Source organism: uncultured Flavobacterium sp. (genome assembly GCF_963922255.1).
In the GTDB taxonomy this organism is placed as follows: domain Bacteria; phylum Bacteroidota; class Bacteroidia; order Flavobacteriales; family Flavobacteriaceae; genus Flavobacterium.
This window is the reverse complement of the sequence record NZ_CAWUIC010000009.1, coordinates 38778-62821: the sequence shown is the minus strand read 5'-3', so window position 1 is coordinate 62821 and position 24044 is coordinate 38778. Positions and strand designations below refer to the sequence as shown.

The following is a 24044-nucleotide window of genomic DNA, read 5'->3' as shown; positions in this document are numbered from 1 at the left end:
TTGTGATAAATATTTCCTTCCAATTGAAAATCAATTATTATGAGATTTGAAAAAATTAAAAAGGTTAAAAGTTGTTTTTTAACCTTTTTAAAGATATTTTATTAGAATTCCAGTTCCAAATAAATACTACTAGATTCAGTTGTTTCGGTAATAGCTTCTCCTTTTAAAATTTCGTCAAGACTATTTAAAAGTTGCAAATTAATTTTCCAATAACCTGTCATGGTTAACGACAATTTTCCTCTATATAATTTATCAGCTGATTGTGTTAAATCTACATTGTTTGGAGAACCATGATTTCCCATACTTGGCATTCTTGGGTCAATTTTAATTTTGTAATCATCAACCACAGGAAAACTCATCATATTTTCCATTTTGTATAAACCAAATGTTACATCATTGATAGCAACTTTTGGTGTTGTTGGGTTTACCATCGCAATAATATATCGTTTATTATCAGAACCCATAAAAGAAGTTACTCTTTGTTTTGCTGAAGCAGGAACATTTACTACAGCAGTTGCAGTATAAGCAACGTCAGCAATTGTATAATCTACTTGTAAATCCCAATACTCAGTATCATTTTGAGCCATTTGAAAAACGATATATCCATTGTATAATGTTTCTTTTGAAGCTGTTTTTGCAATTTCAGATGTTGGACAAGAATGATTCATCATAGCCATATGCATTACTGGCATCCAAGAAATAGTAGCGTTTTTTTCGTATTCGTTTGTGGTTTTATTTTTAATTCGAAGCGAAATAGCATTATAACCTTGTTCTAAAGTTCCAGTAGAACTATATAATTCGATAACATGTGTATCGTTAGTAATTTCTTGAACTTTATTTAATCCATCAAGTTCTGTAACAATTTGTTCTATTGTAGTATCATCATCATCAGAAGAGCAAGAGGTCATTATTCCTAATAAGAATAGGAAAGTATATTTTAAAATTTTCATTTTGGTTTAATTTATTTTAGACATAAGTTGAATGTATTGGCTATAAAATAACCAATGATTTGATAGAAATATCAATAAATGAGGATGTTTATGCTAAAATAGGAGGATGAAAAATAGAAGTACTATTTAATCGAAAGTATATGCAATTGTATAAAGGTTGAACCTTTTTATCGATATAAATTTTAGGGTTAAAAACAAAAGAAGTAATGTTTTCATAATACAAAATTTCAAAAATTATAGTATTACTTCTTTGTTCATTTGATTTTGAATTGTCTTTTTTAGCTTCATTAGCCAATTCTTTTTTCAAATGACATTTACCATTACATTTTAATGCTGGTTTGTCTATGTTTTCACATAATTGAGTTGAAATATAATCATAGTTAATTATGTAATCAACAACTGGTAAAACCGGCTTGATTAACATAAAAGTAACTACTATGAAGGTTATAATTTTCAATTTTAAAGTATGAAATAAATTACAGGACAAAACTAATACTTGAATTATAAAGCCAATATGATTATAATCATAAAAACCAATATTAATTTCTTCTAATTAGACGTAAAAAAAATAATTTGCTTGCAAAAATAGTTAAATTACAGTTCATAAAGAACTATAAATTTATTTAGTTAAAATAGTTTTTACCTTATGATTTGAATCATAAATGAAATGTTAAATAAATCTGAAATTTGTATCATAAATTAAAAACAAAGTTTATGAACAAATTATCTTTATTAGTAGTAGTATTTGTTTTATTCCTTTCTTGTGGAAAAAGCAAATCAGAATCAGGAGAAGATTTTTCAGCACCAGCAGCGTCTGAAGAATCAGCAGCAACTGACGCTTCTTCTTACGATCCAAACAGAGGAGAAGGAAAACACTCAAGTGTTGAATTAGGAGCAACCTTAGATGGAGCAATGGCTTCAAAAGGAGAAGAAGTATCTGGGGTAAAATGTACTTCATGTCACAAAATGACAGATGAACGTTTAGTTGGACCAGGCTGGAAAGGTGTTACTGAACGCAGAAAACCAGAATGGATTATGAACTTCATCACAAATCCAGATCCAATGATCGACAAAGACCCAGAATTGCAAGCACAATTAGAATTGTGTTTGGTACGTATGCCAAACCAATCATTAAGCGACACTGAAGCTCGTGAGATTTTGGAGTTTATGCGTAAAAATGATGGTGTAAAATAAATAAGTAACTTAAAATCGAAAGTATATGAAAAATAGATTTTTAAAAGCAACTTTTGCTATAGTTTTAGTAGCAGCCTTTTTTGCCTCATGTAAGCCTAAAAATTCAAGTAATGCAGTTAGTGGTGACGCAGCTTCAAAAGTATATGTTGCACCTGGAAAATATGACGAATTTTACAATTTCGTTTCAGGTGGATTTAGTGGACAAATGAGTGTTTACGGATTACCAAGTGGAAGAATGTTAAAAGTAATTCCAGTATTCTCTGTAGATCCAGAAAGTGGATGGGGTTTTAGTGAAGAAACAAAACCAATGTTAAACACTTCTCACGGATTTGTTCCATGGGATGATGCCCATCACCCAGAAATGTCTCAAACAAATGGTGAAGTAGATGGTCGTTGGGTATTTATCAACGGAAACAACACACCGCGTATTGCTCGTGTAGATTTAAAACGTTTTAAAACTGCAGAAATTATTGAGTTACCAAATAGTGCAGGAAATCACTCTTCTCCATTTATTACTGAAAATACAGAGTATGTAGTAGCAGGAACACGTTTTGGTGTACCAGGAGATTATGAAGATGGTGACGTGCCAATTAATACATACAAAGAAAATTACAAAGCTCACATTAGTTTTGTAAAAGTTGGTAAAGAAGGTGAAATGGATATTGCATTCCAATTAAGATTACCAGCAGTAAATTTCGATTTATCACATGCAGGTAAAGGAAAATCTCATGGATGGTTCTTCTTCTCATGCTATAATTCAGAACAGGCTAATACACTTTTAGAAGTAAATGCTTCACAAAAAGATAAAGATTTTATCATGGCTGTTAACTGGAAAAAAGCGGAAGAATATATCAAAGCTGGAAAAGGAAAAAGAGAAAAAGCTAGATATGCTCACAACTATTGGGACGAAAAAACTCATTCTGCAGTTTCAGAAATGAAAGAAGATGTATTAGTTCTTGATGCAATGGCATTAAAAGATATTTGCTATATGATTCCTTGTCCAAAATCTCCTCACGGTTGTGATGTTGATCCTTCAGGTGAATATATTGTAGGTTCAGGAAAATTAGCGGCTTTAATTCCAGTATTTAGTTATACTAAAATGTTAGATGCTATTAGCAAAAAAACATATGAAGGAGATTATAACGGAATTCCAGTTCTTAAATATGATGCAGTTCTTCATGGTGAAGTTCAAAAACCAGGTTTAGGACCATTACATACAGAATTTGACGGAAAAGGAAATGCTTATTCTACAATGTTTGTTTCTTCAGAAATTGTTAAATGGGATATTAAAACCTTAAAAGTTTTAGACAGAGTTCCAACTTATTATTCTGTAGGTCACTTAACAATTCCTGGTGGTGATAGTAGAAAACCATTTGGAAAATATATGGTTGCTTATAACAAAATTACTAAAGATAGATATTTACCAACTGGTCCAGAGTTAACGCAATCAGCTCAATTATATGATATTACTGGTGATAAAATGCAGTTGCTATTAGATTTTCCAACTATTGGTGAACCTCACTATGCACAAGCTGCACCTGCTGATTTAATTCGAAATAACGGACAGTATAAATTCTATAAAATTGAAGAAAATCAACATCCTTATGTAACCAAGGGTGAAAAAGAATCTAAAGTGGTTCGTAACGGAAATGTGGTTCATATTTATATGACTTCAACTCGTTCTCACTTTGCACCAGATAATATTGAAGGAATAAGAGTAGGTGATGAGGTTTATTTCCACATAACTAACTTAGAGCAAGATTGGGATGTGCCTCACGGATTCTCTGTTAAAGGAGCAAAAACAGCTGAATTATTAATAATGCCAGGAGAAACTTCTACTTTAAAATGGATTCCAGAAAGAGTTGGAACATCAGTATTTTATTGTACAGATTTCTGTAGTGCACTTCACCAAGAAATGCAAGGCTATATTAGAGTATCTCCAAAAGGAAGTAATACACCACTTACTTACAGCGTTGGAACAAATATGCCAGCAACAAAATAATTAAAATAAATTAAAATTCTTAAGGGGAACAGTAAAACAGTAGGTTAGCTGTTCCCTTTTTTTAAATCTCAAAGTTATGAACACCTCAAAAATTTCGTTGCTTTCAAAAGTGCTACTTTTGATTGCGAGTGTATTGTTTTTTGTTTCTCTTTTATTTCCCATGTGGCAAATTGAGTTAGAAGCTCCTCAATATCCTGAAGGTTTAGTTTTGAAATTACATGCTCATAAAATTGGTGGTGATGTTGAAATTATCAACGGATTAAATCACTATATTGGTATGGCAACTTTACATACTGAAAACTTTATTGAATTCAAGGTTTTACCTTATATTATGGGTTTCTTTGGAGTATTTGCTTTAGCAGTAATATTTCTAAAAAGCAGAAAAGGAACATTAATATTATTTGGAACATTTGTTTTATTTGTAATTTTAGCTGCTGTAGATTTTTACAGATGGAACTACGAATACGGACATAATTTAGATCCAAATGCAGCTATTATTGTTCCCGGAATGGCTTATCAACCACCATTAATTGGTTACAAACAATTATTGAATTTTGGAGCATATTCTATTCCAGATACTGGAGGTTGGCTATTAATTTTAGCTGGATTATTACTATTTGCAGTAGTATTTAAAGAATTTGATTTAATGAGTAAATTCAAAAAAAAAAATAGTTTAGTTGCCATTTTTATCTTAACTAGTGGATTTATTGTTTCTTGCCAAAATAAAGGGGTAGAACCTATTAAATTAAACGTAGATCAATGTGTTTTTTGTAAAATGAGTATTGCTGATGGAAAATTTGGTTCTGAAATTATTACAAATAAAGGAAGAGTTTATAAGTTTGATGACTTAAGATGTTTAACTAGTTATATTGAAGAAAATAAAACAGAAGTTAAATCTCATTTTGTTAATCAATTTAATGCTGATAATGTATTAATTCCTGCTGAAACGGCTTTCTATTTAAAAGGTGGTGATATTTCAAGTCCAATGCGAGGAAATATAGCTGCATTTTCAACACAAGAAGAAGTAGATATATTCAAAGAAAAATTAAATGCAGAATCCTTAATTTGGGAAGAAATTAGAAAATAAAATCAATGAAATATTTTAGTTATATAGTTTTCTTATTGTTTATTTCAAGTGCAATGCAAGCTCAAAAAATTGAAGTTGGTGCGAATAAAAACATCAAATCTATCAAACAAGCAATAGCATTGGCAAAAGCTGGTGATACAATTCTAATTCACAAAGGAACATACACAGAAGGAAATATAATAATTGATAAAAAAATCGTTCTTTTAGGAAAAGATTATCCTGTTTTAGACGGTCAAAAAAAGTTTGAAATCCTATCCATAAAAGCTGATAGTGTTGTGGTTAAAGGATTGAAAATTATTCGTTCGTCATTTGCTTCAATGGAAGATCCTGCGGCTATTAAAGTCTATAGTCACAACTTCATTCGCATTGAAAATAATATTTTAGACGATAATTTTTTCGGAATTTATATTCAAAACGGAAAAAACTGCATCATTAAAAACAATGTTTTAAAAGCTTACGGAAAAGAAGAACAAAAATTAGGAAACGGAATTCATTGTTGGAAAAGTAATGATATTCAAATAATTGCTAATAAAATTCAAGGTCATCGAGACGGAATTTATTTTGAATTTGTTTACGATTCTATTATTTGGAGAAACATCAGTCAAAACAATATTCGTTATGGTTTGCATTTTATGTTTTCGCATAGCGATTCCTATATTACCAATACTTTTAGAAGTAATGGAGCAGGAGTAGCTGTAATGTATAGCAATGATGTGAAAATGATTAATAATAAATTCGAGGAAAATTGGGGACAATCTGCTTATGGACTTTTATTGAAAGAACTAAATGATGGACATATTTTAGGAAATAAATTCATAAAAAATACGGCAGCCGTTTATATGGAAGGTTCAAACCGAATGAAATTTGAAAACAATTTGTTTCAAGAAAACGGTTGGGCAATGGTTGTTCAAGCAAGTTGTGATGATAATGTAATTGTGAATAATAATTTTTTAGGAAATACATTCGATATGGGAACCAATGGAAGTTTAGTATTGAACAATTTTGATTCTAATTATTGGGATAAATATGAAGGGTATGATTTAGACAAAAATGGTTTTGGTGATGTGCCTTATCATCCATTAAGTTTGTTTGCAGTTTTGGCCGAAAGTAATCCTTCAACAATGTTATTGTATCGAAGTTTTATGATTTCGCTTTTAGATAAATCCGAAAAAGTTTTGCCGAGCATTACACCTGATAATTTTATAGATAACAAGCCTTTAATGAAGTCTTTGCCAATATGATAAAAATAAAAAATATAAATAAAAAGTTTGGGAAATTAGAAGTGCTCAAAAACGTTGACCTTACTTGTAATAAAGGTGAATGTATTGCACTAATTGGACCAAATGGTTGTGGAAAAACAACTTTAATCAAAGCCGTTTTAGGAATGGTTTTACCTGATAATGGTACTATTCATTTCAACGAAAAATCCATTGCCAACGAATATTTGTATCGAAATGATATAGGATATATGCCACAAATTGGTCGTTATCCTGATACAATGACCATCGGACAAATTATTGAAATGATTAAAACCATTAGAAATTCTAATGAGGTTTTAGATGAAGATTTGATAAAAGCCTTTGAATTAGAAAAAATGTTCGATAAACAAATGAGAACTCTTTCTGGTGGAACAACTCAAAAAGTGAGTGCAACAATTGCTTTTTTATTCAATCCAAATGTTTTGATTTTAGATGAACCAACAGCAGGATTAGACCCTTTGGCTTCAGAAATTTTAAAAGAAAAAATCATCAAGGAAAAAGAAAAAGGGAAATTGATATTAATTACTTCACATTTATTGAGTGAATTAGATGATTTAATTACAGAAATTGTTTTTATGCAAGATGGTGAAGTTCATTTTCATAAAAAAGTTGCTAAACTTTTAGAAGAAACAAACGAAACTAAAATTTCAAAAGCAATTGCATCTGTTTTGAAAGCTAAAAAGTAAGAAAAAATTTAATACATAGAATCATAGATTAAATTGCTTCTAAAGAAATTCAATAGTATTTTATTTACACATAGCTATGAAATCTATATAATACAAAGCATCTCAACACAATAAAAGAACTATGTTTCTATGTGTTTAAAAATTTAAAAATAATGAACAGAATCATAAAAATCATATTATCCGATATTTTAAAGAACAAAATTATTTTGGCTTACACTTTAATTTTAGCCATTTTATCATGGAGTTCCTTTACTTTAGAAGACAATTCGTCAAAAGGGTTATTAACTATATTGAATGTAATATTATTTACAGTTCCGTTAGTTTCTATTCTTTTTGCAACCATATATTTATATAATAGTTCCGAATTTATTGAACTTTTATTAAGCCAACCCATTAAAAGGGTAAAAATCTGGATGAGTTTATTCTTCGGATTGTCTTCATCTATGGTAGTTGCCTTTTTTATTGGAGCTGGAATTCCATTATTGATTTATTCACCAAATTCAGTTGGATTTATGATGATATTAATTGGTTGTATTATTTCTGTAGTTTTTGTAGCATTGGCATTTTTGAGTTCAATTTTAACAAGAGACAAAGCCAAAGGAATCGGAATTGCTATTATGACTTGGTTGTATTTTGCTTTGTTATTTGACGGAATGGTTTTATTCTTGTTGTTTCAATTATCAGAATATCCAATAGAAAACGCAATGGTTGGAATTACAGCTTTAAGTCCAATCGATTTAGCTCGAATTCAAATTTTATTACACCTTGATGTTTCAGCGATGATGGGTTACACTGGAGCTATTTTTAAAGACTTTTTTGGAACAACTTCAGGATTAATTGTTTCCTTTTTACTCTTATGTTTATGGGCAATTATTCCTTTTTTCATTTCCTTAAAAAAGTTTAAAAGCAAAGATTTATAATCTTAAATTATTGAGTTATGAAGAAAGATATTCAAAATAGAGAAGACATTATCAAATTAGTGGATGCTTTTTATGAAAAAGTAAAAGCTGATGATACCATAGGATACATTTTTACTGAAGTTGCTCATGTTAATTGGGATTCTCATTTGCCAAGAATGTATGATTTTTGGGAAAACATTCTTTTTTGTACAGGTAATTTTGATGGAAACCCAATGATGACTCACAAAGTATTAAATCAAAAAATTCATATTGATTTTACACACTTTAATCGTTGGAATATATTATTTAATGAAACAGTAAATAGTTTATTCAAAGGAGAAAAAGCAGAAGAAATTAAAAATCGTGCTATGAATATTTCAAAAGCAATGATGGATAAAGTTTAAAGTTAAACTTTTATAAAGCCACCTTTGTTTTCAGTTCTATTTAATGAGTAATTGATAATTAATAATGAGGTTTCAATCAAGTTTTTAAGTTCATAATATTCTTTTGTTATTAATTGATTGTTTTCAATAGCTTCAATTGCTTTTTTCCATTTCAATAATTGAATTTCTGAATGCTGTAAACTTTCGTTGTTCCTAATGATTCCAGCATTTTTTTGCATTAAAACTTGCAACTTTATTCTAGTTTTTGAAATAAATTTAGCATCATTATTTCCTTTGTTTTCATTATTTGGAGTTGTTATTGCAACCGTTTGAATAGTTTTTTCACCTTTCAAATAAGTAAAAATTCTATCCGAAAAAACCAATGCTTCTAAAAGCGAATTTGAAGCTAATCTATTTGCTCCATGTAAACCTGTATAAGAACATTCACCACAAGCAAATAAATTTTCAATAGACGATTTTCCGTTTAAGTCTACTTCAATTCCACCACAAAGATAATGTTGCGCTGGAATTACAGGAATCCAATCTTTTTCTACCTGAATACCAAACTCTTTACAACGTTCATAAATCATAGGAAAATGTTGTTTAAATTCGGTCATGTCTATATGCGTGCAATCTAAATAAACACATTCATTTCCTGAAATTTTTAATTCTTTTTCAATGCTTTGAGAAACAATATCTCTTGAAGCAAGTTCTCCACGTTTATCATATTGCAACATAAATCGATTGCCTTCTTTATTTCGTAAATAAGCTCCAAAACCACGAACAGCTTCAGATATTAGAAAAGTAGTGGACAAATCTTGACTGAATAATGCCGTAGGGTGAAATTGGATAAATTCCATATCTTTTATTGAAGCATTGGCTCTTTTTGCCATTGCAATTCCGTCTCCAGTTGCAATTTCAGGATTTGTGGTATGTCCATAAACCTGACCAATTCCACCAGTTGCTAGTAACGTATAATCAGCTTGAAAAGTAATTAATTCCTTTGTTTTTTCATTTAAAACAGTAGCACCTATACAGGAACTCTTTTTCGTAATTAAGTCTAAAGCAAAATGGAAATCAAAAATTTCTATGTTTTTTAATAAGTGTGCTTTATATAGAATAGCTCTTTCAATTTCAAAACCTGTTTGATCTTTGTGATGTACCACCCGATTTTCAGAATGTCCACCTTCTTTTCCTAAATTAAGATTTCCATCGCTATTTTTGTCAAAATTGGTACCCCAATCCATTAGTTCTTTTATTCTTTTCGGACCTTCATAAACAACCAATTCAACTACTTTTTTATCGCATAAACCATCACCGCAAATTAAAGTGTCCTCAATGTGTTTTTGAAAATTATCTTTAATTTTATTCATAACAACAGCAATGCCACCTTGAGCATATTTGGTGTTTGATTCTGATTCATTAGATTTTGTAATAATCGTTACTTTTTTATCAGGAAAATGAGTTGCAATTTTAATAGCAAAAGTTAATCCAGCAACACCTGAACCTATAACTAAATAATTGGTTTGTATCATTTTAAGATAATTCTAGCATTCGATTAATTGGCATTAAAGCTTTTTCTTGTATATGCAATGGAACTATGATTTCAGGAGTTTCATTTAACAAACAATCATATACTTTTTGTAGCGTATTCATTTTCATAAAAGCACATTCGCTACAAGCACATGTATTATCTTCGTGAGAAGGAGCAGGAATAAGGGTTTTATCAGGAACTTGTTGCTGCATTTTATAAAGAATTCCGGCTTCAGTGGCAACAATAAACTTGTTAGAAGGAGATTTTTTTACATAATTAATCATTCCGGCTGTAGAACCAATATAACTGGCTGTTTTTAAAATATGAGTTTCAGATTCTGGATGTGCTATAATTTCAGCATCAGGATTTTTTTTATATAAATCGATCAATTTTTCTAATGAAAAAGCTTCGTGAACGATACACGAACCATCCCAAAGAACCATATCTCTACCTGTTTGTTCGATAATATATTTGCCCAAATTTTTATCGGGTGCGAAAATAATAGGAGTTTCTAAGGGTACAGAATTTACAATTTTTAGTGCGTTTGATGAGGTACAAACAATATCAGAAAGTGCTTTTATTTCGGCAGAACAATTCACATAAGTTATTACAATATGATCAGGATGTTGTTCTTTAAACTTCTTGAATAAATCGGGTGGACAAGAATCAGCTAACGAACAACCTGCTTTTAAATCGGGCAAAATCACTTTTTTAGTCGGATTCAATATTTTTGCCGTTTCTGCCATAAAATGAACTCCAGCAAACAAAATTATGTCAGCATCAGCTTTTGCCGCAACTTGTGATAACCCCAAACTATCTCCAACATAATCAGCAATTTCCTGAATGGCTTCTTCTTGATAATAGTGAGCTAAAATAACTGCGTTTTTTTCTTTTTTTAGTTGTAGAATTTTTTCTTTTAAATCTTGCATTTTTTCTTTTTTTAATTCCAATCTAATAATCGTTGTTCACCTTCAATTTTTTTAATATCAGTGATGTCTTGCGACATTTCAATAACACCTTTATAATTTTTATCATTATCTCTCACAGCAAAATATCTAATGTATATTAATCGTTCTTTGTAGTTAATCCAAAAGGAAGCCTCATTTTTAGCTCCTTTTTTAAATTCCTCTAAAATCTTCAAAACCGTATCAACACTTTTTGGTGGATGACAAAATTTCACTTCTCTACCAATAATTCCAGCACTTCTTGGAAATACTCTTTCTTCACCACGGTTATAAAAAATTACTTTATCATTTTCATCAACATACGTAAGGTCTAAAGGCAAGGTTCTAAAAAGTAAATTTACTTGTTCAACAGTCATATAACCTTCATCATAATGTGATGCGTCAGGAGATGTAAATCCCATATCACGTTGCGTAAAATCTTCAGATGGATGAATGTATTGATTTTCAGGATAATTTGATGGAGTTGTTGCTAACATCCAACCGATTTCGTCTTCACCTTTTCGCATTTCAATCCAATCTTTTTCTTCCAATAATTCTAATGCATTCGGAAATAAAACAGTTTCTTCAACATTTAGTAACCTAATGAATTCCTTCTAAAAGATATTCAATATTGTTTTTTACTTTCTCAATGTTTTTGTTTTCTAAATCAGCTCTAAGCAGTCTAATTTGTTCTCTAAGTGTATCATGAAATGACCACATTCCTTTTGAAGGACCATTCCAATTGTGTTTTTCTAAATACGGAAAAAATTGATTTTCTTTTCGAACAAATCTTTTTTCAATAGTAGATAAATTATTAAATATATTATAGAATTTTTGATATTCTATTTCAGGATCAGTTTCTATTAATTCGTTAATTAAATTTTGAATAACATTTTTTTCTTCAAGATAAATGCTAATGGGATGTCCTTTTTCTAGTGTTGTATAAGTAGAATCAACCATTATATGTATTTGTTTTAAATGATTTTATTTTGACTGCAAAATAACTTTCAATAAATCTTTTTATCTATGATTTAAGTCATATCTAAAAGGATAGATTATTCATAATATTGTTGAATTGAAAATTTAAATTATATCAATATGAATGTTTTAGAACAACCAACAATAGGCGAATATGTAGCCAAAGATTTCAGAACAGCATCAGTTTTTTCTAAATACGGAATCGATTTTTGTTGTAAAGGAAATAGAACTATCGAAGAAGCTTGTGAAAAAAAAGGAATGGATTTTTCTCAAGTTGAAAATGAAGTTACGCAACTTTTAGAAACAAAATCTGATGGAGCAATTGATTTTAAATCATGGCCAAGTGATTTGTTAATTGATTATATCGAAAAAACACATCATCGTTATGTAGAAGAAAAATCAATTGTTTTAGTCGCTTTTTTAGATAAATTATGTAAAGTTCATGGACACAATCATCCTGAATTATTTGCAATAAAAGAATTATTTGACGGATGTGCAGGAGAATTGGCTCAACACATGAAAAAAGAAGAATTGATTTTGTTTCCCTTCATCAAAAAAATGGAAAATGCCCTTAGAACTGGTGAAGCTATCGAAGAACCTCATTTTGGTACAGTAGAAAATCCAATTGCCATGATGAAACACGAACACGAAAATGAAGGAGATCGTTTTGTTAAAATTGCAGCATTAACTAACAATTACACACCACCAACTGATGCTTGTAACACTTATAAAGTAACGTTTTCTATGCTACAAGAATTTGAACAAGATTTGCACAAACACATTCATTTAGAAAACAACATTTTGTTTCCAAAAGCTCTTGAAATGCATAATCGATTTACAGAATAATCAACAACTACTTACAACACAACTACTATGGAGATTTACGTAATTAAGAGAAATGGAGCTTACAAACCTTTTGAGAGCTATAAAATCAAAGACGCTATTGAAAAAAGTTTTAAAAGCGTAACAGTACCATTTGATGATAGTGTTTATACAATTGTTTTAGATTTTTTAGAACAAAAGGAAGTTTGGTCAGTTGAAGAAATTCAAGATGTCATTGAAAAAACACTCTTTGAGAAAGATTATTTTTCGGTTATGCGTTCTTTTATGTTATTTAGACATACAAGAAAGTTGCAACGCGAACATATTGAAGGTTTAAATGATGATACAACTTACGTTGATAGTACACAAACCATAGAAGAATATATCTTACAAACCGATTGGCGTATTAATGCCAATGCCAATACATCCTATTCAAATGCTGGATTGGTTAACAATGTTGCTGGTAAAATTATAGCCAATTATTGGTTAGATAAAATCTACTCCAAAGAAGAAGGATATGCACATAGAAATGGCGACCTTCATATTCACGATTTAGACTGTTTAACAGGATATTGTGCCGGTTGGAGTTTACGTGTGTTGCTTAATGAGGGATTTAATGGTGTAAGAGGACGAGTTGAAAGTAAACCACCATCCCATTTTAGAGAAGCCTTGGGTCAAATGGCAAATTTTCTTGGAATTTTGCAAAGCGAATGGGCAGGAGCACAAGCTTTCAGTTCGTTTGATACTTATCTAGCTCCTTATGTGTTTAAAGATGATTTAGCTTTTGATGATGTTTTAAAAGCCGTTCGAAGTTTTGTTTACAACTTGAATGTTCCTGCACGTTGGGGACAATCACCATTTACGAACATTACTTTAGACTGGGTTGTTCCTGATGATTTAAAAGTGCAAGTTCCTACTAAAAATGATATTCATTTATTTAGAGGAATTGAAAATGAAAAAATGCTTGAAAGAGCAAAAAGTAGAGGTGTTTCTAATTTAGAAGAAATGCGTTACGAACATTTTCAAAAAGAAATGAACCTAATCAATAAAGCTTATTATACTGTAATGACTGAAGGTGACACAAATGGGCAACCGTTTACTTTTCCTATTCCTACAGTAAATATTACCGAAGATTTTGATTGGGATGGAGAAAATACCGATTTACTTTTCGAAAATACAGCAAAAATAGGGTCTTCCTATTTCCAGAATTTCATAGGAAGTCAATATATTTTAGATGAAAACGGAAATAAAATTGAAAATGAAGAAGCTTATAAGCCTAATGCAGTTAGAAGTATGTGCTGTCGTTTGCAACTCGATTTACGTGAATTATTAAAACGTGGAAACGGACTTTTCGGAAGTGCAGAAATGACAGGAAGTATTGGCGTTGTTACAATTAACATGGCTCGTTTAGGTTATGTATATGCAAATGATAAAGAAGCATTATACGAACAATTAGACAAATTACTAACCAATGCAAAATCTACTTTAGAGAAAAAAAGAGTCTTTATTCAAGAAATGTATGATAGAGGATTGTTTCCATATACCAAAAGATATTTACCGCATTTTAGAAACCATTTTTCTACAATTGGAGTTAACGGAATGAACGAAATGGTTCGTAATTACACGAATGATAAAGAAGATTTAACTTCTACATTTGGACACGAATTCTCGATTGAAATTTTGGATTATATTCGAAATAAAATGAAAGAATATCAAGAAGAAACAGGTAATCTATTTAATTTAGAAGCAACACCTGCGGAAGGAACAACCTATCGTTTTGCTAAAGAAGATTTAAAACGTTACCCATCAATTCTTCAAGCTGGAATAGATGAAAATGTATATTACACTAACAGTTCTCAAATTCCAGTTGATTTTACACAAGATCCATTTGAAGCTTTGATGTTACAAGATGAATTACAATGCAAATACACTGGTGGAACAGTTTTACATTTATACATGAATGAAAGAATTAGTTCTCCTGAAGCTTGTAAAAACTTTGTAAAAACGGTGCTTTCCAATTTTAGATTGCCTTATATAACAGTTACACCCGTTTTTAGTGTTTGTCCAATTCACGGTTATTTGAATGGCGAACATGAATATTGCCCAAAATGTGATGAAAACTTAATAGAAAACCATAAATCCAAACCTCATGAACACAAAAAATAACGAAGTACTAGAACAGAATCAAGAATTAAGAACTAAATGCTTAGTTTATACAAGAGTAATGGGTTATCATAGACCTGTTGAGAGCTTTAATATTGGTAAAAAAGGAGAGCACAAACAACGAGTTCACTTTAAAGAAAACGTGTGTTAGCTAAACCAATTTCTTATATAACACCTTTTACACTTTTAGATTATCCTCATAAATCAGCTTGCATACTTTGGTATGTAGGCTGTAATATGAGATGTTTGTATTGTTATAATCCTGAAATTGTTTTAGGTAAAGGAACTATTTCATTTGTTGAAGTGAAACAATTTCTCCATAAAAGAAAAGGATTGCTCGATGCTGTTGTTTTTAGTGGTGGTGAATGCTTAATTCATAAAAACATTGTCGAACATATAAGAGAGTTAAAAGAATTAGGATTCAAAATAAAAGTGGATACTAATGGTTCAAAACCTTTTGTTTTAAAACAATTATTACAAGAAAATTTGCTTGATTATGTCGCTTTAGATTTTAAATCGGTACCCAAAAAATTTGAAAACATCACAAAATCTAATTTATTTAAACCATTTGAAGAATCTTTTAGACTATTATTGGATAGTACTATTGATTTTGAAATAAGAACTACATATCATTCCGATTTAATTTCAGTTGAAGAAATAAATGAAATGATTGCCTATCTAACAACGAATCGTTACACAGGCAATTATTATATTCAACAGTTTAAAAATGATGTAAAAACTCTGGGAGACATACCTAATTCTTATTTTAAATTAAGTGGAAAATTGAAAAACTCAACTTCAATTCCAGTTATTTTTAGATAGTTTTTAATTCAACTCCAAATTCAATATTATTAATTTCTGTTTTATAGTCTTCTAATTTTTTTAGAATAATTGATTTTTCAGTATTAAAAAAAGTAGCGTTTAAGAACATAGTTTTGTAAAAACTTATTCCTTCATTAATATTATTTCGAAACGAATTCCATTTTTTTAACTGATTAGCAGAAACTTCATCTGTAAAAGTATTTATCTCATTTTTGAAATAATCCACATACATTTTTAGCTCTTTAATAAATAAATTTGGTCTGTCAGTTTCAAACATTACGTTTGTATTTCCATAAATATGTTGCATCATTTCTTTTAAAGAAACTTCTTTATCAAAATAAGCAAGATTTGGACCAGGACAAATAACAATACCTTGTTGTTGTCCTTTTATAGGGATATTATTTTCTAAATAAGAAGCATTGGCTAATCCAACACATAGACAAGCTTTTTCGGTAATTTTTTCATATTTTGAATTGAATTCCGAAGAAGAAATTTCCTCTTTTTGAGCTTCTAATTTTTCTATTTCAAAATCTTGATATTTTTTTGAAGCCGTACAAGTTCCTTTTTTATCATAAGCCTTATTTAAAGCTAAAAACTTTTTAGGACAAGAACTCCCTGCTTTTTTATCATTTATTCTTTTTTGTTTCCAATAATCGTTTGAAACTCCTTTAATTGAATTAAAAGGAACTCCTAGTGGTGAAATAGTACTCAAATAAAAATCATTTTCTTTTGCGTTTGCCATCAGTTTTCGAGTTTCTGTATCTACTGAAGTAGCTTCTGGAACCAAAAGAAAGGGTGAACCCCATCCTATAGAATCTAGCTGAAATTCTTCCAATAAAAAGGCATGTTCTGCTGCTGTTCCTACACCACCTTGAGCTGTAATTTTAATGGGTAATGGTTTCTTTGGAATAGGTAAGTTTTTTATTTCCAATGCTTTAATCATCAAATCATAAGTAGATTGAACTAAATCATTCCTTTTGTCTTTAAACTCTTGAAGAATTGGCCCTAATAAAAAACCATCTGTTGCAAAAGCATGACCACCACAATTTAAACCAGATTCAATTCGATATTCAGAAACCCAAAGTCCTTTTTTGGCTAAAAAATTTCCTTGAATTAAAGCTGAACGATAATCACTCACTTTTAGAATAATTTTCTTTTTTAGACAGGTATTTTCATCAGGAAAAAAATCAGAAAAATTTTCAAAATAGCTGTATAATCTCGGATTCATTCCAGCAGATAAAACTACAGAAGAATTAAGATTACTATTCGCAAACCCTCTTAAAGCAGCATGAGCATCGTTAAATTCAATAGGCAATTGAATATCACCCTCAAAGTTGTCTTTGTTTACTTTTGTCATAATATTGACATCTATTTCACCTAAAGAAATATTTTTTTCAATATAATTCACTAAATTATCTTTCATTGAAAATCCTTCTTCAACAAACTCTTGCAAGCCTTTTTTTAGATCAGATTTGTTAGGTAAAAGTGCAATGTAGTTTTCTAAAGCCGTTTTACTTTCTGTAATTTCGTGTTTAAATTTTTCGAATTTATCGTTTACAATAGTATCCATCAAGTTTAAATAATGCGTAATTCTTTCGGCACGATAATCACTAATTTTTAGAGTGATTTCTTGATAAGGAATGCTGAACTTTTCGCTATAAAAAGCCCTCATTTTTTCGATTAAATCATCATCAGTAATCGATACTGTCGAAGAAATTCCATATTGAGCTACACGGATTGGGCTATCAATAGTGAACGCCAATCCCATAACAGGAATATGAAAAGTATGATTGTTTTTTTTGTTAGACATATATTTTTTTTAAATTGTTTTCGTTTGTTTTCGTTGGTATGTTTTAATTAAATTATAGATAATTATTCCTAATCCTGCGATAATTCCAATTCCAAAAAACACAAAACTAATGTGCAAAACATCCTGTGACTCTTGAAATTTGCTAAATGTTTCGTTTGAATTTCCAAACAACCAAATGCTTTTTTTTAATCCCATTATTAAAAGTGTTATCCAGAATAGAATAAACGAAATATGAAAAAGTTGTATTCCTTTTTTAAGCTTTTTTATAGTGGCTTCTGAAAATGAAAATTCAGTATTAAATATATAAGTTATTGATGAAAATAATATTAAAGTATTTATTCCAATAGTTGTTCCCATTGAATGTGCTACTGTAATATGAGTTCCATGAGTAAATAAATTGATTGATGGAATTGATATTAATAGAGCCAAAATTATATTAAGAAACACCCATAAATCAGCTAAAATCATGAATTTATAAGCAATTGAAAATTTTGTTTTTTTCTCTTGAGACAGATTTTTTTTCCAATCGTATATAATTGAAAATAATATAATCCATTCGGTCATACTAATTATGTAAGCAAAATATCGAATCCATGAAGCTGTGGGAACCATATAAATATGATGAGCCCAACCAAACATTAAATTAGTTAGTCCCAAAAAGTAAAAAAAGAATGCTTTTTTAGAAGTTGCGTAACTATTTTCGCCACTTATTTTTTCCATTACAAAAAGTGCAGTTCCGTATACCAGCATATTCCAAGAACCAACATAAGAACCACCAGATTTCCATTGGATGGCAATGTTTTGAATGAAATTGTCTCTAAAATAGGGTAGTATCCATAAATGAGCTTCGGTAAAATGAAAAATCATCAATATAATTCCGGTTGACCACATGTAGTAATATACAGGCCAACTTTTAAACGTTGAACGCATTGATTTAAAATAATTTATGCCAAATAAAATCCAACCTAAAACTATTGGAAAATAAAAATAACTCGGAAATTCTAAATATTCTTTACCTGCAAAATTTTTAGACGCATATGAAAATGCAATGCCAATTCCGGTTAAAATGAATAGCCAGAAATGCCATTTTATAAGCTTATAATTATAGAATTTTATGGATGAATTTGTAGTGATATAGTAATAAATACCACCAACAGCAGCTAATAAAATCCAAGAAACCACAAATAAAGTATGTAAAGGACGAACAGCATTAAAAGGAAGTGTTTCTTTTATAAAATCTGGAATAATATATTGAAAACCTGCTAGTAAGCCGAAATTCATTCCTAAAAACAAAGAAATTAAGGCTATGATTATAAAATAAAAAAAATACTTATTTTTTGCCATCTTCTAAAGTCTTATTTTTTATGATTACCCAGCCATCCTTATTAATTGTAGCATTTACATCTGGATAATAACCTGTTTGATCAATTTCTTTAAAAAACTGGACTAATAAATCTTTTTCATCTTCCGAAAAATTGAATTTTGGCATTGAATTTATGCCACTATTTACAATGGTTTTTATGTATTCTTCTCCTTTTCCTTCTCTAGAGTATACATTAGTAATGTCGGGACCAAGGTAGCCGCCCAGACCATATATTTGATGGCATGAATTGCAGTTGTTTTTAAGCCAAATATTTTCACCTTTTATTGCGTTTTGTGATAAATGAACAGTATTGTAAGCAGATTTGGAAGTGTAAAGGATGTAGTTGTAAATAGAGAATACTCCAATTAATACAGAAAGAATAATAATAATGTATTTTGAATGATTATACATTGTTAAACCTAATTTTCTACATTTATTATTGCCCTTAGCTCAACTTCACTTTTAATAGAATTTGAAATTAAACAGGCAGCTTCAGATTTTTCTAAAATGCGTTTTGCTTTTTCTATTTTATCTTGATTGTCTATTATCAATTCGGGTGAAAGTATGATTTTAGTCATTAAATACTTACCATCAATTTTTTCTAAAATTCCTTGAGAATTGCATTTGAACGAAATAAAATCAAATTTAGAATATTCTGCAATGGCTAAAAAAGTTGTCATAAAACAACTTACAACAGATGCTGTAAATAAATGTTCTGGTGACCAAATATTTGGCATTCCTTTGTCAAATTCTGGTGGAGTTGCAACTTCAATGTTGATTGGTAATTCTGGAGATGACATTGTTCCTTTTCTGTCACTATTCCATTCTAAATTTACATTGTAAACGTGATTTTCCATTTGTATAAAAATTTAAATGATTTACAAATTGAATGATAATTAAGTGTTTAAATTATGACTTAAATCATATTTTATTTTTTCATGTTAAAATAAAAAAAAGCATAGGTTACGATAGCCTATGCTTTTTTCAATTAAAAAAGAACAATTTTGAATTAATAATTATCTTTTATTTTGGTAATAAAACGTCACCAATTACGTGAATTATTCCGTTTGATGTTGGTATTGAAGCTACAATTTCTGAACCGTTTACTAAAGTTTTTTCACCCTCTTTAGTGATTTTTACTTTTCCACCATAAACCATATCAAATTCTTGTCCATCTTGCATATATTCAGCTTTAAGAATTCCAACGTACGTATGGTAACCTAAAACATTTTCTAAGTCACCTTTTTTCTCTGGTTTTAATAATCCTTCTACTGTTCCAGCTGGTAATTTTTCAAAAGCAGCGTTTGTTGGAGCAAAAACGGTGAATGGTCCAGCATTACTTAACGAAGTTACTAGGCCTGCAGCTTTTACAGCTGTAACTAAAGTTGTGTGATCTTCACTTCCAGAAGCCACCTGAACAATGTTTGGATTAGAAACATCATCTTGAACACCTTCTTGTCCAACGCTTAAATCAACAGAATTTTCTGAAGCCGTAGCTTCTTGTGGAGTTTCATTATTTTCTTTGCAACTTCCTAAAAAGAATAAAGAAGCAATGGCTAAAAATGAGATTGTTTTTTTCATAATGGTTGTACTTTAATATTATACTACAAAGTACCAACATTACTAGATTAAATTTTATGAGTCAAATCATAAAACTATGTTTTTTTTAACTTTTTTTTGGTTTAAATAAAACATTCGGAATGCTCCAAAAAATAATAATATTGCTATTCCAAAAAGCATCTCGTTTGCATAAGGAATTAAAGTATAACTGAAAGAAGCAATTCCTTGAATGGCTAAAACCAATTCATTTAAAAAGATACCAATAATAAACAAACCTAAGGCTTTTTTGATTCTATTATTTTGAATTACTAGTTGATTTGTAAATAAGTAAACCAATAAAAATCCAGAAATTATTGCTAGTAAAACCAAATGTAAATAAGCAATAACTATTGGTCTAAAGCCAAAAGCTAATTTTCCTATCTCTGGGACAGTTGAACCTAATTGTAATAAGAATTTTATAGAAATGCAAACAACTATACTAATGTAAATCCATTTAAAAAAAGGAGCTAAAGAATAATTTTTGATGAAATTTGGAATTATTATTTTGATGAATTTCATCCAAGCAAAAACTTGTAGAATTGCACTTAATATAGCTAATCCATATATCCAAATAGGTAATTTTAACCATAAAACAGATAATAAATAAGCAGGAATGCAACTTATAAAAAACCAAGTAAATATAATTTTATTCGCTTTTTCTAGAACCAAATTTGATATAAGTTGATTTACAAATAAACCCATTATGCCAAACCAAAACCAGCCGTTATATTGAAAATGTAAATAATAATAAATAGATGACAAATAAAAGTCTTGATGTAAACTTTTTGTTGCCATCATATAAGCTAAAGCAAAAGTTCCTAAAGAAGAAATTACATTAAAAAATAAAGCTGCTTTAAACCAGTTTTTTGCTAAAGAATTATTAGAAACTAATTTCAAGTCTTTAAAATATAATATTGCAAACCAAAATGAGACAAAAATAGATAAGGTTGAAAATAAAATGGAAATCAATCCATAACCTTGAAAGATGAAGCTAAAAAGCATGATGTAGGCACAAACCAAATTAGCTATAAAAACCTTTTTGTATTTCTCAAGATTTATGGTAGTATTTTGTTTGGATAGGAAATGAACCATCAAAACAATTAAAGTTTGAGAAACCCAACCTGCAAAGGCAAAATGCGAATGTGAGTGTTGAATGTTTTTTTGATTCAGAAACGGAAACTCGAAGGCAATTTTATAACGCATTAAAAGGCCTAATGATGCGACTAACAATAAATTAAATAAGGAAAATTTAATCCAGTATGAAAAGTTTAATTTCATTAATAAAATAATTTGTGATTATTTATTTCTACCTTATTACATTTTTTCATTTGTGATAAAGTTCTAATTACAGTTTCTACTCTTAAACCTGTAAAATCAGCAATTTCTTGTCTAGTATAAGGAATTTGTGTTTTTTCTGATTCAGCAATTGCATTTTTTTGTTTGAAATCCCTCAAAAAAGCAATGATTCTGTGTTCAGGTTTTTGATTGATTATATTTTTATTGGTTAAAGATTTTCTATAAACACGTAAGGCTAAAAGTTGCATAAAACTTTTGTTAATTTCAGGATATTCATCAATAATTGTCAAAAATTTATCTTTTGAAATCTTTATAATAACACTTTCTTCAGTAGTAATTGCTGAACTGGGATAGATCCCATCAATAAACAAAGGTGGTTCACCAAAACTGCATCCTTTGTCAAAAACACCTTGAGTGAATTCTTTACCATCATCATTTGCACTAAACATTTTAATAGTTCCTTCAACAATTTGATAATAAAACAACGCACTTTCATCTTCATAAAAGATTACTTCATCTTTTTGATACTTTTTAGCTACTGCGCCCCAAGTGAATAAGATATCTACATCTATTTGCATAACACACCTAATTTATACCATACAAAAATGCTAATTATCAGGAAATTAAAATATGATAATTGTCATATTTGTAACATTCGTTACAATTAAAAAGCAATGAAGTACGTAAATTTGTTTTAAATACTATTCTTATGAAAAAGCTACTTTTACTTCTAATTTCAATTTTACTTTTTTCTTGCAATGAAAAGAAAGAAAAGTATAAGCCAATTGAAAGCGAAAAGGTTCAATTAGACACCATTGCTCATGACGGAAAAAAACTAATGGAAACGCATTGTTATTTGTGCCATAGTCCAAGTGCTAAAGAAAATGAAGGTAGAATTGCTCCACCAATGATTGCGATAAAAGCGAGATATTTAATGGATTATGATACTAAAGAAGACTTTGTAAAAGCTATTTCTAATTTTGTGGAAAATCCAACAGAAGATAATACTAAAATGCACGGTGCTGTTAAAAAATTTGGGGTAATGCCCAAACAAGTTTTTCCTGAGAATGCGGTTGCTCAAATTGCCTATTTTATGTTTGATTATCAAATTGAAGAACCCGCTTGGTTCAAAGAACATTGGCAAGGTCATGGAAACGACAATTGGACACAACCAGGAAAAAATGTAATAGTAGCTGAAAAACAAAAATCCTATGAAGAAATCGGATTGGAATATGCCCTTTCAACCAAAAAATTATTAGGTCAAAATTTAATGGGAACCATTCAAAAGAAAGGAACATTAGAAGCCTTAGCATTTTGTAACATTCAAGCGATGCCTTTAACCGATAGCATGTCCGTAAAACATAACACAACAATTAAACGAGTTTCCGACAAAAATAGAAACCCAAACAACAAGGCAAATGCAGAAGAGTTGGTTTACATAGCACAATTCAAAAAAGAGATTGCAGCAAATAAAGAAGCTAAACCTGTAGTTGTAGATAAAGGTGATAAAGTAAAATGGTACTATCCCATTCCAACCAACACAATGTGTCTGCAATGCCACGGAAAACCTGAAAATATCAAGCCAGAAGTTAGAGCTAAAACCTTAAAATTATATCCAAACGATTTAGCAATTGGTTATACAGAAAATGAAGTAAGAGGAATTTGGAGCATAACTTTTAATAAGAAACAATAATGACTAAAAAAGGATACATCATTACCGGAATTGGAATTGCTGTCGGATTAATTGCTGGCTACGCTTATTATTATTTTGTAGGTTGTGCATCAGGAACATGTGCAATAACTTCAAAGCCTTTAAATAGTACTTTGTATGGTGGTTTAATGGGTGGGCTATTATTTAATATATTTGTAAAATCACCTAAAAAATAATATACATTTGTCAAATGAAATTTAAAGTTTACATACTTTTTATCTACTTGATTGCTTTAACGGCATTGCCTTCTGTGCGTGCCATTAAACTTCAATTTGGGAGTAGCTGTGAACAATCATTTGATGATTCTCAAGAAAAAGAATGTGAGCATAGTAAATTTGTAATGGGTTTAAATTTTAGTCCCGTACAGGTGATACATGAAATTCATTATTCACTTAAGACTATAATTTCAGATTTTAAATTGAAAAAAGAAACTTCGTTTTATGAAGCTTTTTTTGTTTCAATTTATCAAACTACCATTTGGCATCCTCCAAAGTTTATGTTGTAATTACGTTTCAATTTTAATGCTGCTTTACTAGCAGTTA

The 24044-nt window shown here is 29.7% G+C and carries 25 protein-coding genes and 1 pseudogene; 14 read left to right on the top strand and 12 right to left on the bottom strand.

Annotation, left to right across the window (positions count from 1 at the left end):
* Window positions 1-101: 101 nt before the first annotated feature.
* Together AABJ49_RS08740 and AABJ49_RS08735 are read right to left on the bottom strand one after the other, a co-directional pair.
* Window positions 102-950 carry a hypothetical protein gene (locus AABJ49_RS08740; RefSeq protein ID WP_338377901.1) on the bottom strand — a complete coding sequence of 283 codons (849 nt, stop codon included), beginning with the start codon at window positions 948-950 and terminating at the stop codon, window positions 102-104.
* A gap of 88 nt (window positions 951-1038) precedes the next feature.
* Window positions 1039-1407 (bottom strand): hypothetical protein, encoded by a 369-nt coding sequence (locus AABJ49_RS08735; protein ID WP_338377900.1) that lies wholly within the window; start codon window positions 1405-1407, stop codon window positions 1039-1041.
* Between the two features lie 257 nt (window positions 1408-1664).
* Between AABJ49_RS08735 and AABJ49_RS08730 the strand changes: the two genes are divergently transcribed.
* From AABJ49_RS08730 to AABJ49_RS08700, 7 genes are all read left to right on the top strand, one after another.
* Entirely contained in the window at window positions 1665-2144 is a 480-nt protein-coding gene (locus AABJ49_RS08730) for a c-type cytochrome (RefSeq protein ID WP_338377899.1), read from the top strand.
* A 25-nt stretch (window positions 2145-2169) separates the two neighbouring features.
* On the top strand, window positions 2170-4146 hold the full coding sequence (gene nosZ, locus AABJ49_RS08725) for a Sec-dependent nitrous-oxide reductase (protein ID WP_338377898.1): 1977 nt from the start codon (window positions 2170-2172) through the stop codon (window positions 4144-4146).
* A 76-nt stretch (window positions 4147-4222) separates the two neighbouring features.
* A complete protein-coding gene (locus tag AABJ49_RS08720; protein WP_338377897.1) occupies window positions 4223-5233 on the top strand; it encodes a nitrous oxide reductase accessory protein NosL in 1011 nt (336 codons plus the stop codon).
* A gap of 5 nt (window positions 5234-5238) precedes the next feature.
* Window positions 5239-6474: a nitrous oxide reductase family maturation protein NosD gene (locus AABJ49_RS08715; RefSeq protein ID WP_338377896.1), complete on the top strand. Its 1236-nt coding sequence runs from the start codon at window positions 5239-5241 to the stop codon at window positions 6472-6474.
* Complete coding sequence (locus tag AABJ49_RS08710) at window positions 6471-7178, top strand: ABC transporter ATP-binding protein (protein WP_338377895.1); 708 nt, start codon at window positions 6471-6473, stop codon at window positions 7176-7178. The genes AABJ49_RS08715 and AABJ49_RS08710 overlap by 4 nt, the downstream gene beginning before the upstream one ends.
* A 152-nt stretch (window positions 7179-7330) precedes the next feature.
* A complete protein-coding gene (locus AABJ49_RS08705; protein ID WP_338377894.1) occupies window positions 7331-8098 on the top strand; it encodes an ABC transporter permease subunit in 768 nt (255 codons plus the stop codon).
* 17 nt (window positions 8099-8115) lie between these two features.
* Entirely contained in the window at window positions 8116-8481 is a 366-nt protein-coding gene (locus AABJ49_RS08700) for a group III truncated hemoglobin (RefSeq protein WP_338377893.1), read from the top strand.
* A gap of 2 nt (window positions 8482-8483) precedes the next feature.
* Here the strand turns inward: AABJ49_RS08700 and nadB are convergent, their stop codons facing one another.
* The 3 genes and pseudogenes from nadB to AABJ49_RS08685 all read right to left on the bottom strand — a co-directional run bounded on the left by nadB (window position 8484) and on the right by AABJ49_RS08685 (window position 11898).
* Window positions 8484-9995: an L-aspartate oxidase gene (nadB, locus tag AABJ49_RS08695; protein WP_338377892.1), complete on the bottom strand. Its 1512-nt coding sequence runs from the start codon at window positions 9993-9995 to the stop codon at window positions 8484-8486.
* A gap of 1 nt (window position 9996) precedes the next feature.
* Window positions 9997-10923, bottom strand: coding sequence for a quinolinate synthase NadA (gene nadA / locus AABJ49_RS08690; RefSeq protein ID WP_338377891.1), 927 nt, complete (start codon window positions 10921-10923; stop codon window positions 9997-9999).
* A gap of 11 nt (window positions 10924-10934) precedes the next feature.
* Window positions 10935-11898 (bottom strand): annotated as a pseudogene (locus tag AABJ49_RS08685) (PAS domain-containing protein).
* 138 nt (window positions 11899-12036) lie between these two features.
* Between AABJ49_RS08685 and ric the strand changes: the two are divergent.
* Genes ric through AABJ49_RS08665 form a run of 4 tightly spaced genes read left to right on the top strand, consistent with a single transcriptional unit; the run spans window position 12037 to window position 15723 of the window.
* Complete coding sequence (gene ric / locus AABJ49_RS08680) at window positions 12037-12762, top strand: iron-sulfur cluster repair di-iron protein (protein WP_338377890.1); 726 nt, start codon at window positions 12037-12039, stop codon at window positions 12760-12762.
* A 27-nt stretch (window positions 12763-12789) separates the two neighbouring features.
* Window positions 12790-14904, top strand: coding sequence for a ribonucleoside triphosphate reductase (locus tag AABJ49_RS08675; protein ID WP_338377889.1), 2115 nt, complete (start codon window positions 12790-12792; stop codon window positions 14902-14904).
* A complete protein-coding gene (gene nrdD / locus AABJ49_RS08670; protein WP_338377888.1) occupies window positions 14888-15052 on the top strand; it encodes an anaerobic ribonucleoside-triphosphate reductase in 165 nt (54 codons plus the stop codon). The genes AABJ49_RS08675 and nrdD overlap by 17 nt, the downstream gene beginning before the upstream one ends.
* Window positions 15046-15723, top strand: coding sequence for an anaerobic ribonucleoside-triphosphate reductase activating protein (locus tag AABJ49_RS08665; protein ID WP_338377887.1), 678 nt, complete (start codon window positions 15046-15048; stop codon window positions 15721-15723). Before nrdD ends, AABJ49_RS08665 begins: the two co-directional genes overlap by 7 nt.
* Here AABJ49_RS08665 and AABJ49_RS08660 read toward each other — a convergent pair.
* The 7 genes from AABJ49_RS08660 to AABJ49_RS08630 form a co-directional block, all read right to left on the bottom strand.
* Window positions 15716-17533, bottom strand: coding sequence for a hypothetical protein (locus tag AABJ49_RS08660; RefSeq protein ID WP_338377886.1), 1818 nt, complete (start codon window positions 17531-17533; stop codon window positions 15716-15718). The two genes, AABJ49_RS08665 and AABJ49_RS08660, sit on opposite strands and share 8 nt — an antisense overlap.
* A 9-nt stretch (window positions 17534-17542) precedes the next feature.
* Window positions 17543-18877, bottom strand: coding sequence for a cbb3-type cytochrome c oxidase subunit I (locus tag AABJ49_RS08655; protein ID WP_338377885.1), 1335 nt, complete (start codon window positions 18875-18877; stop codon window positions 17543-17545).
* Complete coding sequence (locus tag AABJ49_RS08650) at window positions 18864-19307, bottom strand: cytochrome c (protein WP_338377884.1); 444 nt, start codon at window positions 19305-19307, stop codon at window positions 18864-18866. Before AABJ49_RS08650 ends, AABJ49_RS08655 begins: the two co-directional genes overlap by 14 nt.
* Window positions 19308-19315: 8 nt before the next feature.
* Window positions 19316-19753, bottom strand: a complete 438-nt coding sequence (locus AABJ49_RS08645) for an OsmC family protein (RefSeq protein WP_338377883.1) — start codon at window positions 19751-19753, stop codon at window positions 19316-19318.
* 166 nt (window positions 19754-19919) lie between these two features.
* Window positions 19920-20477: a fasciclin domain-containing protein gene (locus AABJ49_RS08640; protein ID WP_338377882.1), complete on the bottom strand. Its 558-nt coding sequence runs from the start codon at window positions 20475-20477 to the stop codon at window positions 19920-19922.
* A 66-nt stretch (window positions 20478-20543) separates the two neighbouring features.
* Window positions 20544-21773 carry a hypothetical protein gene (locus tag AABJ49_RS08635; protein ID WP_338377881.1) on the bottom strand — a complete coding sequence of 410 codons (1230 nt, stop codon included), beginning with the start codon at window positions 21771-21773 and terminating at the stop codon, window positions 20544-20546.
* A complete protein-coding gene (locus tag AABJ49_RS08630) occupies window positions 21773-22369 on the bottom strand; it encodes a Crp/Fnr family transcriptional regulator (RefSeq protein WP_338377880.1) in 597 nt (198 codons plus the stop codon). Before AABJ49_RS08630 ends, AABJ49_RS08635 begins: the two co-directional genes overlap by 1 nt.
* 131 nt (window positions 22370-22500) lie before the next feature.
* On the opposite strand from AABJ49_RS08630, the gene AABJ49_RS08625 reads away from it, so the two are divergent.
* Genes AABJ49_RS08625 through AABJ49_RS08615 form a run of 3 tightly spaced genes read left to right on the top strand, consistent with a single transcriptional unit; the run spans window position 22501 to window position 24007 of the window.
* The gene (locus AABJ49_RS08625; RefSeq protein ID WP_338377879.1) at window positions 22501-23484 is read left to right on the top strand and encodes a DUF3365 domain-containing protein; all 984 of its coding nucleotides are present in this window, start codon (window positions 22501-22503) and stop codon (window positions 23482-23484) included.
* Window positions 23484-23678, top strand: a complete 195-nt coding sequence (locus tag AABJ49_RS08620) for a DUF6132 family protein (RefSeq protein ID WP_338377878.1) — start codon at window positions 23484-23486, stop codon at window positions 23676-23678. The genes AABJ49_RS08625 and AABJ49_RS08620 overlap by 1 nt, the downstream gene beginning before the upstream one ends.
* 14 nt (window positions 23679-23692) lie before the next feature.
* Entirely contained in the window at window positions 23693-24007 is a 315-nt protein-coding gene (locus AABJ49_RS08615) for a hypothetical protein (RefSeq protein ID WP_338377877.1), read from the top strand.
* Window positions 24008-24044 lie beyond the last annotated feature (37 nt).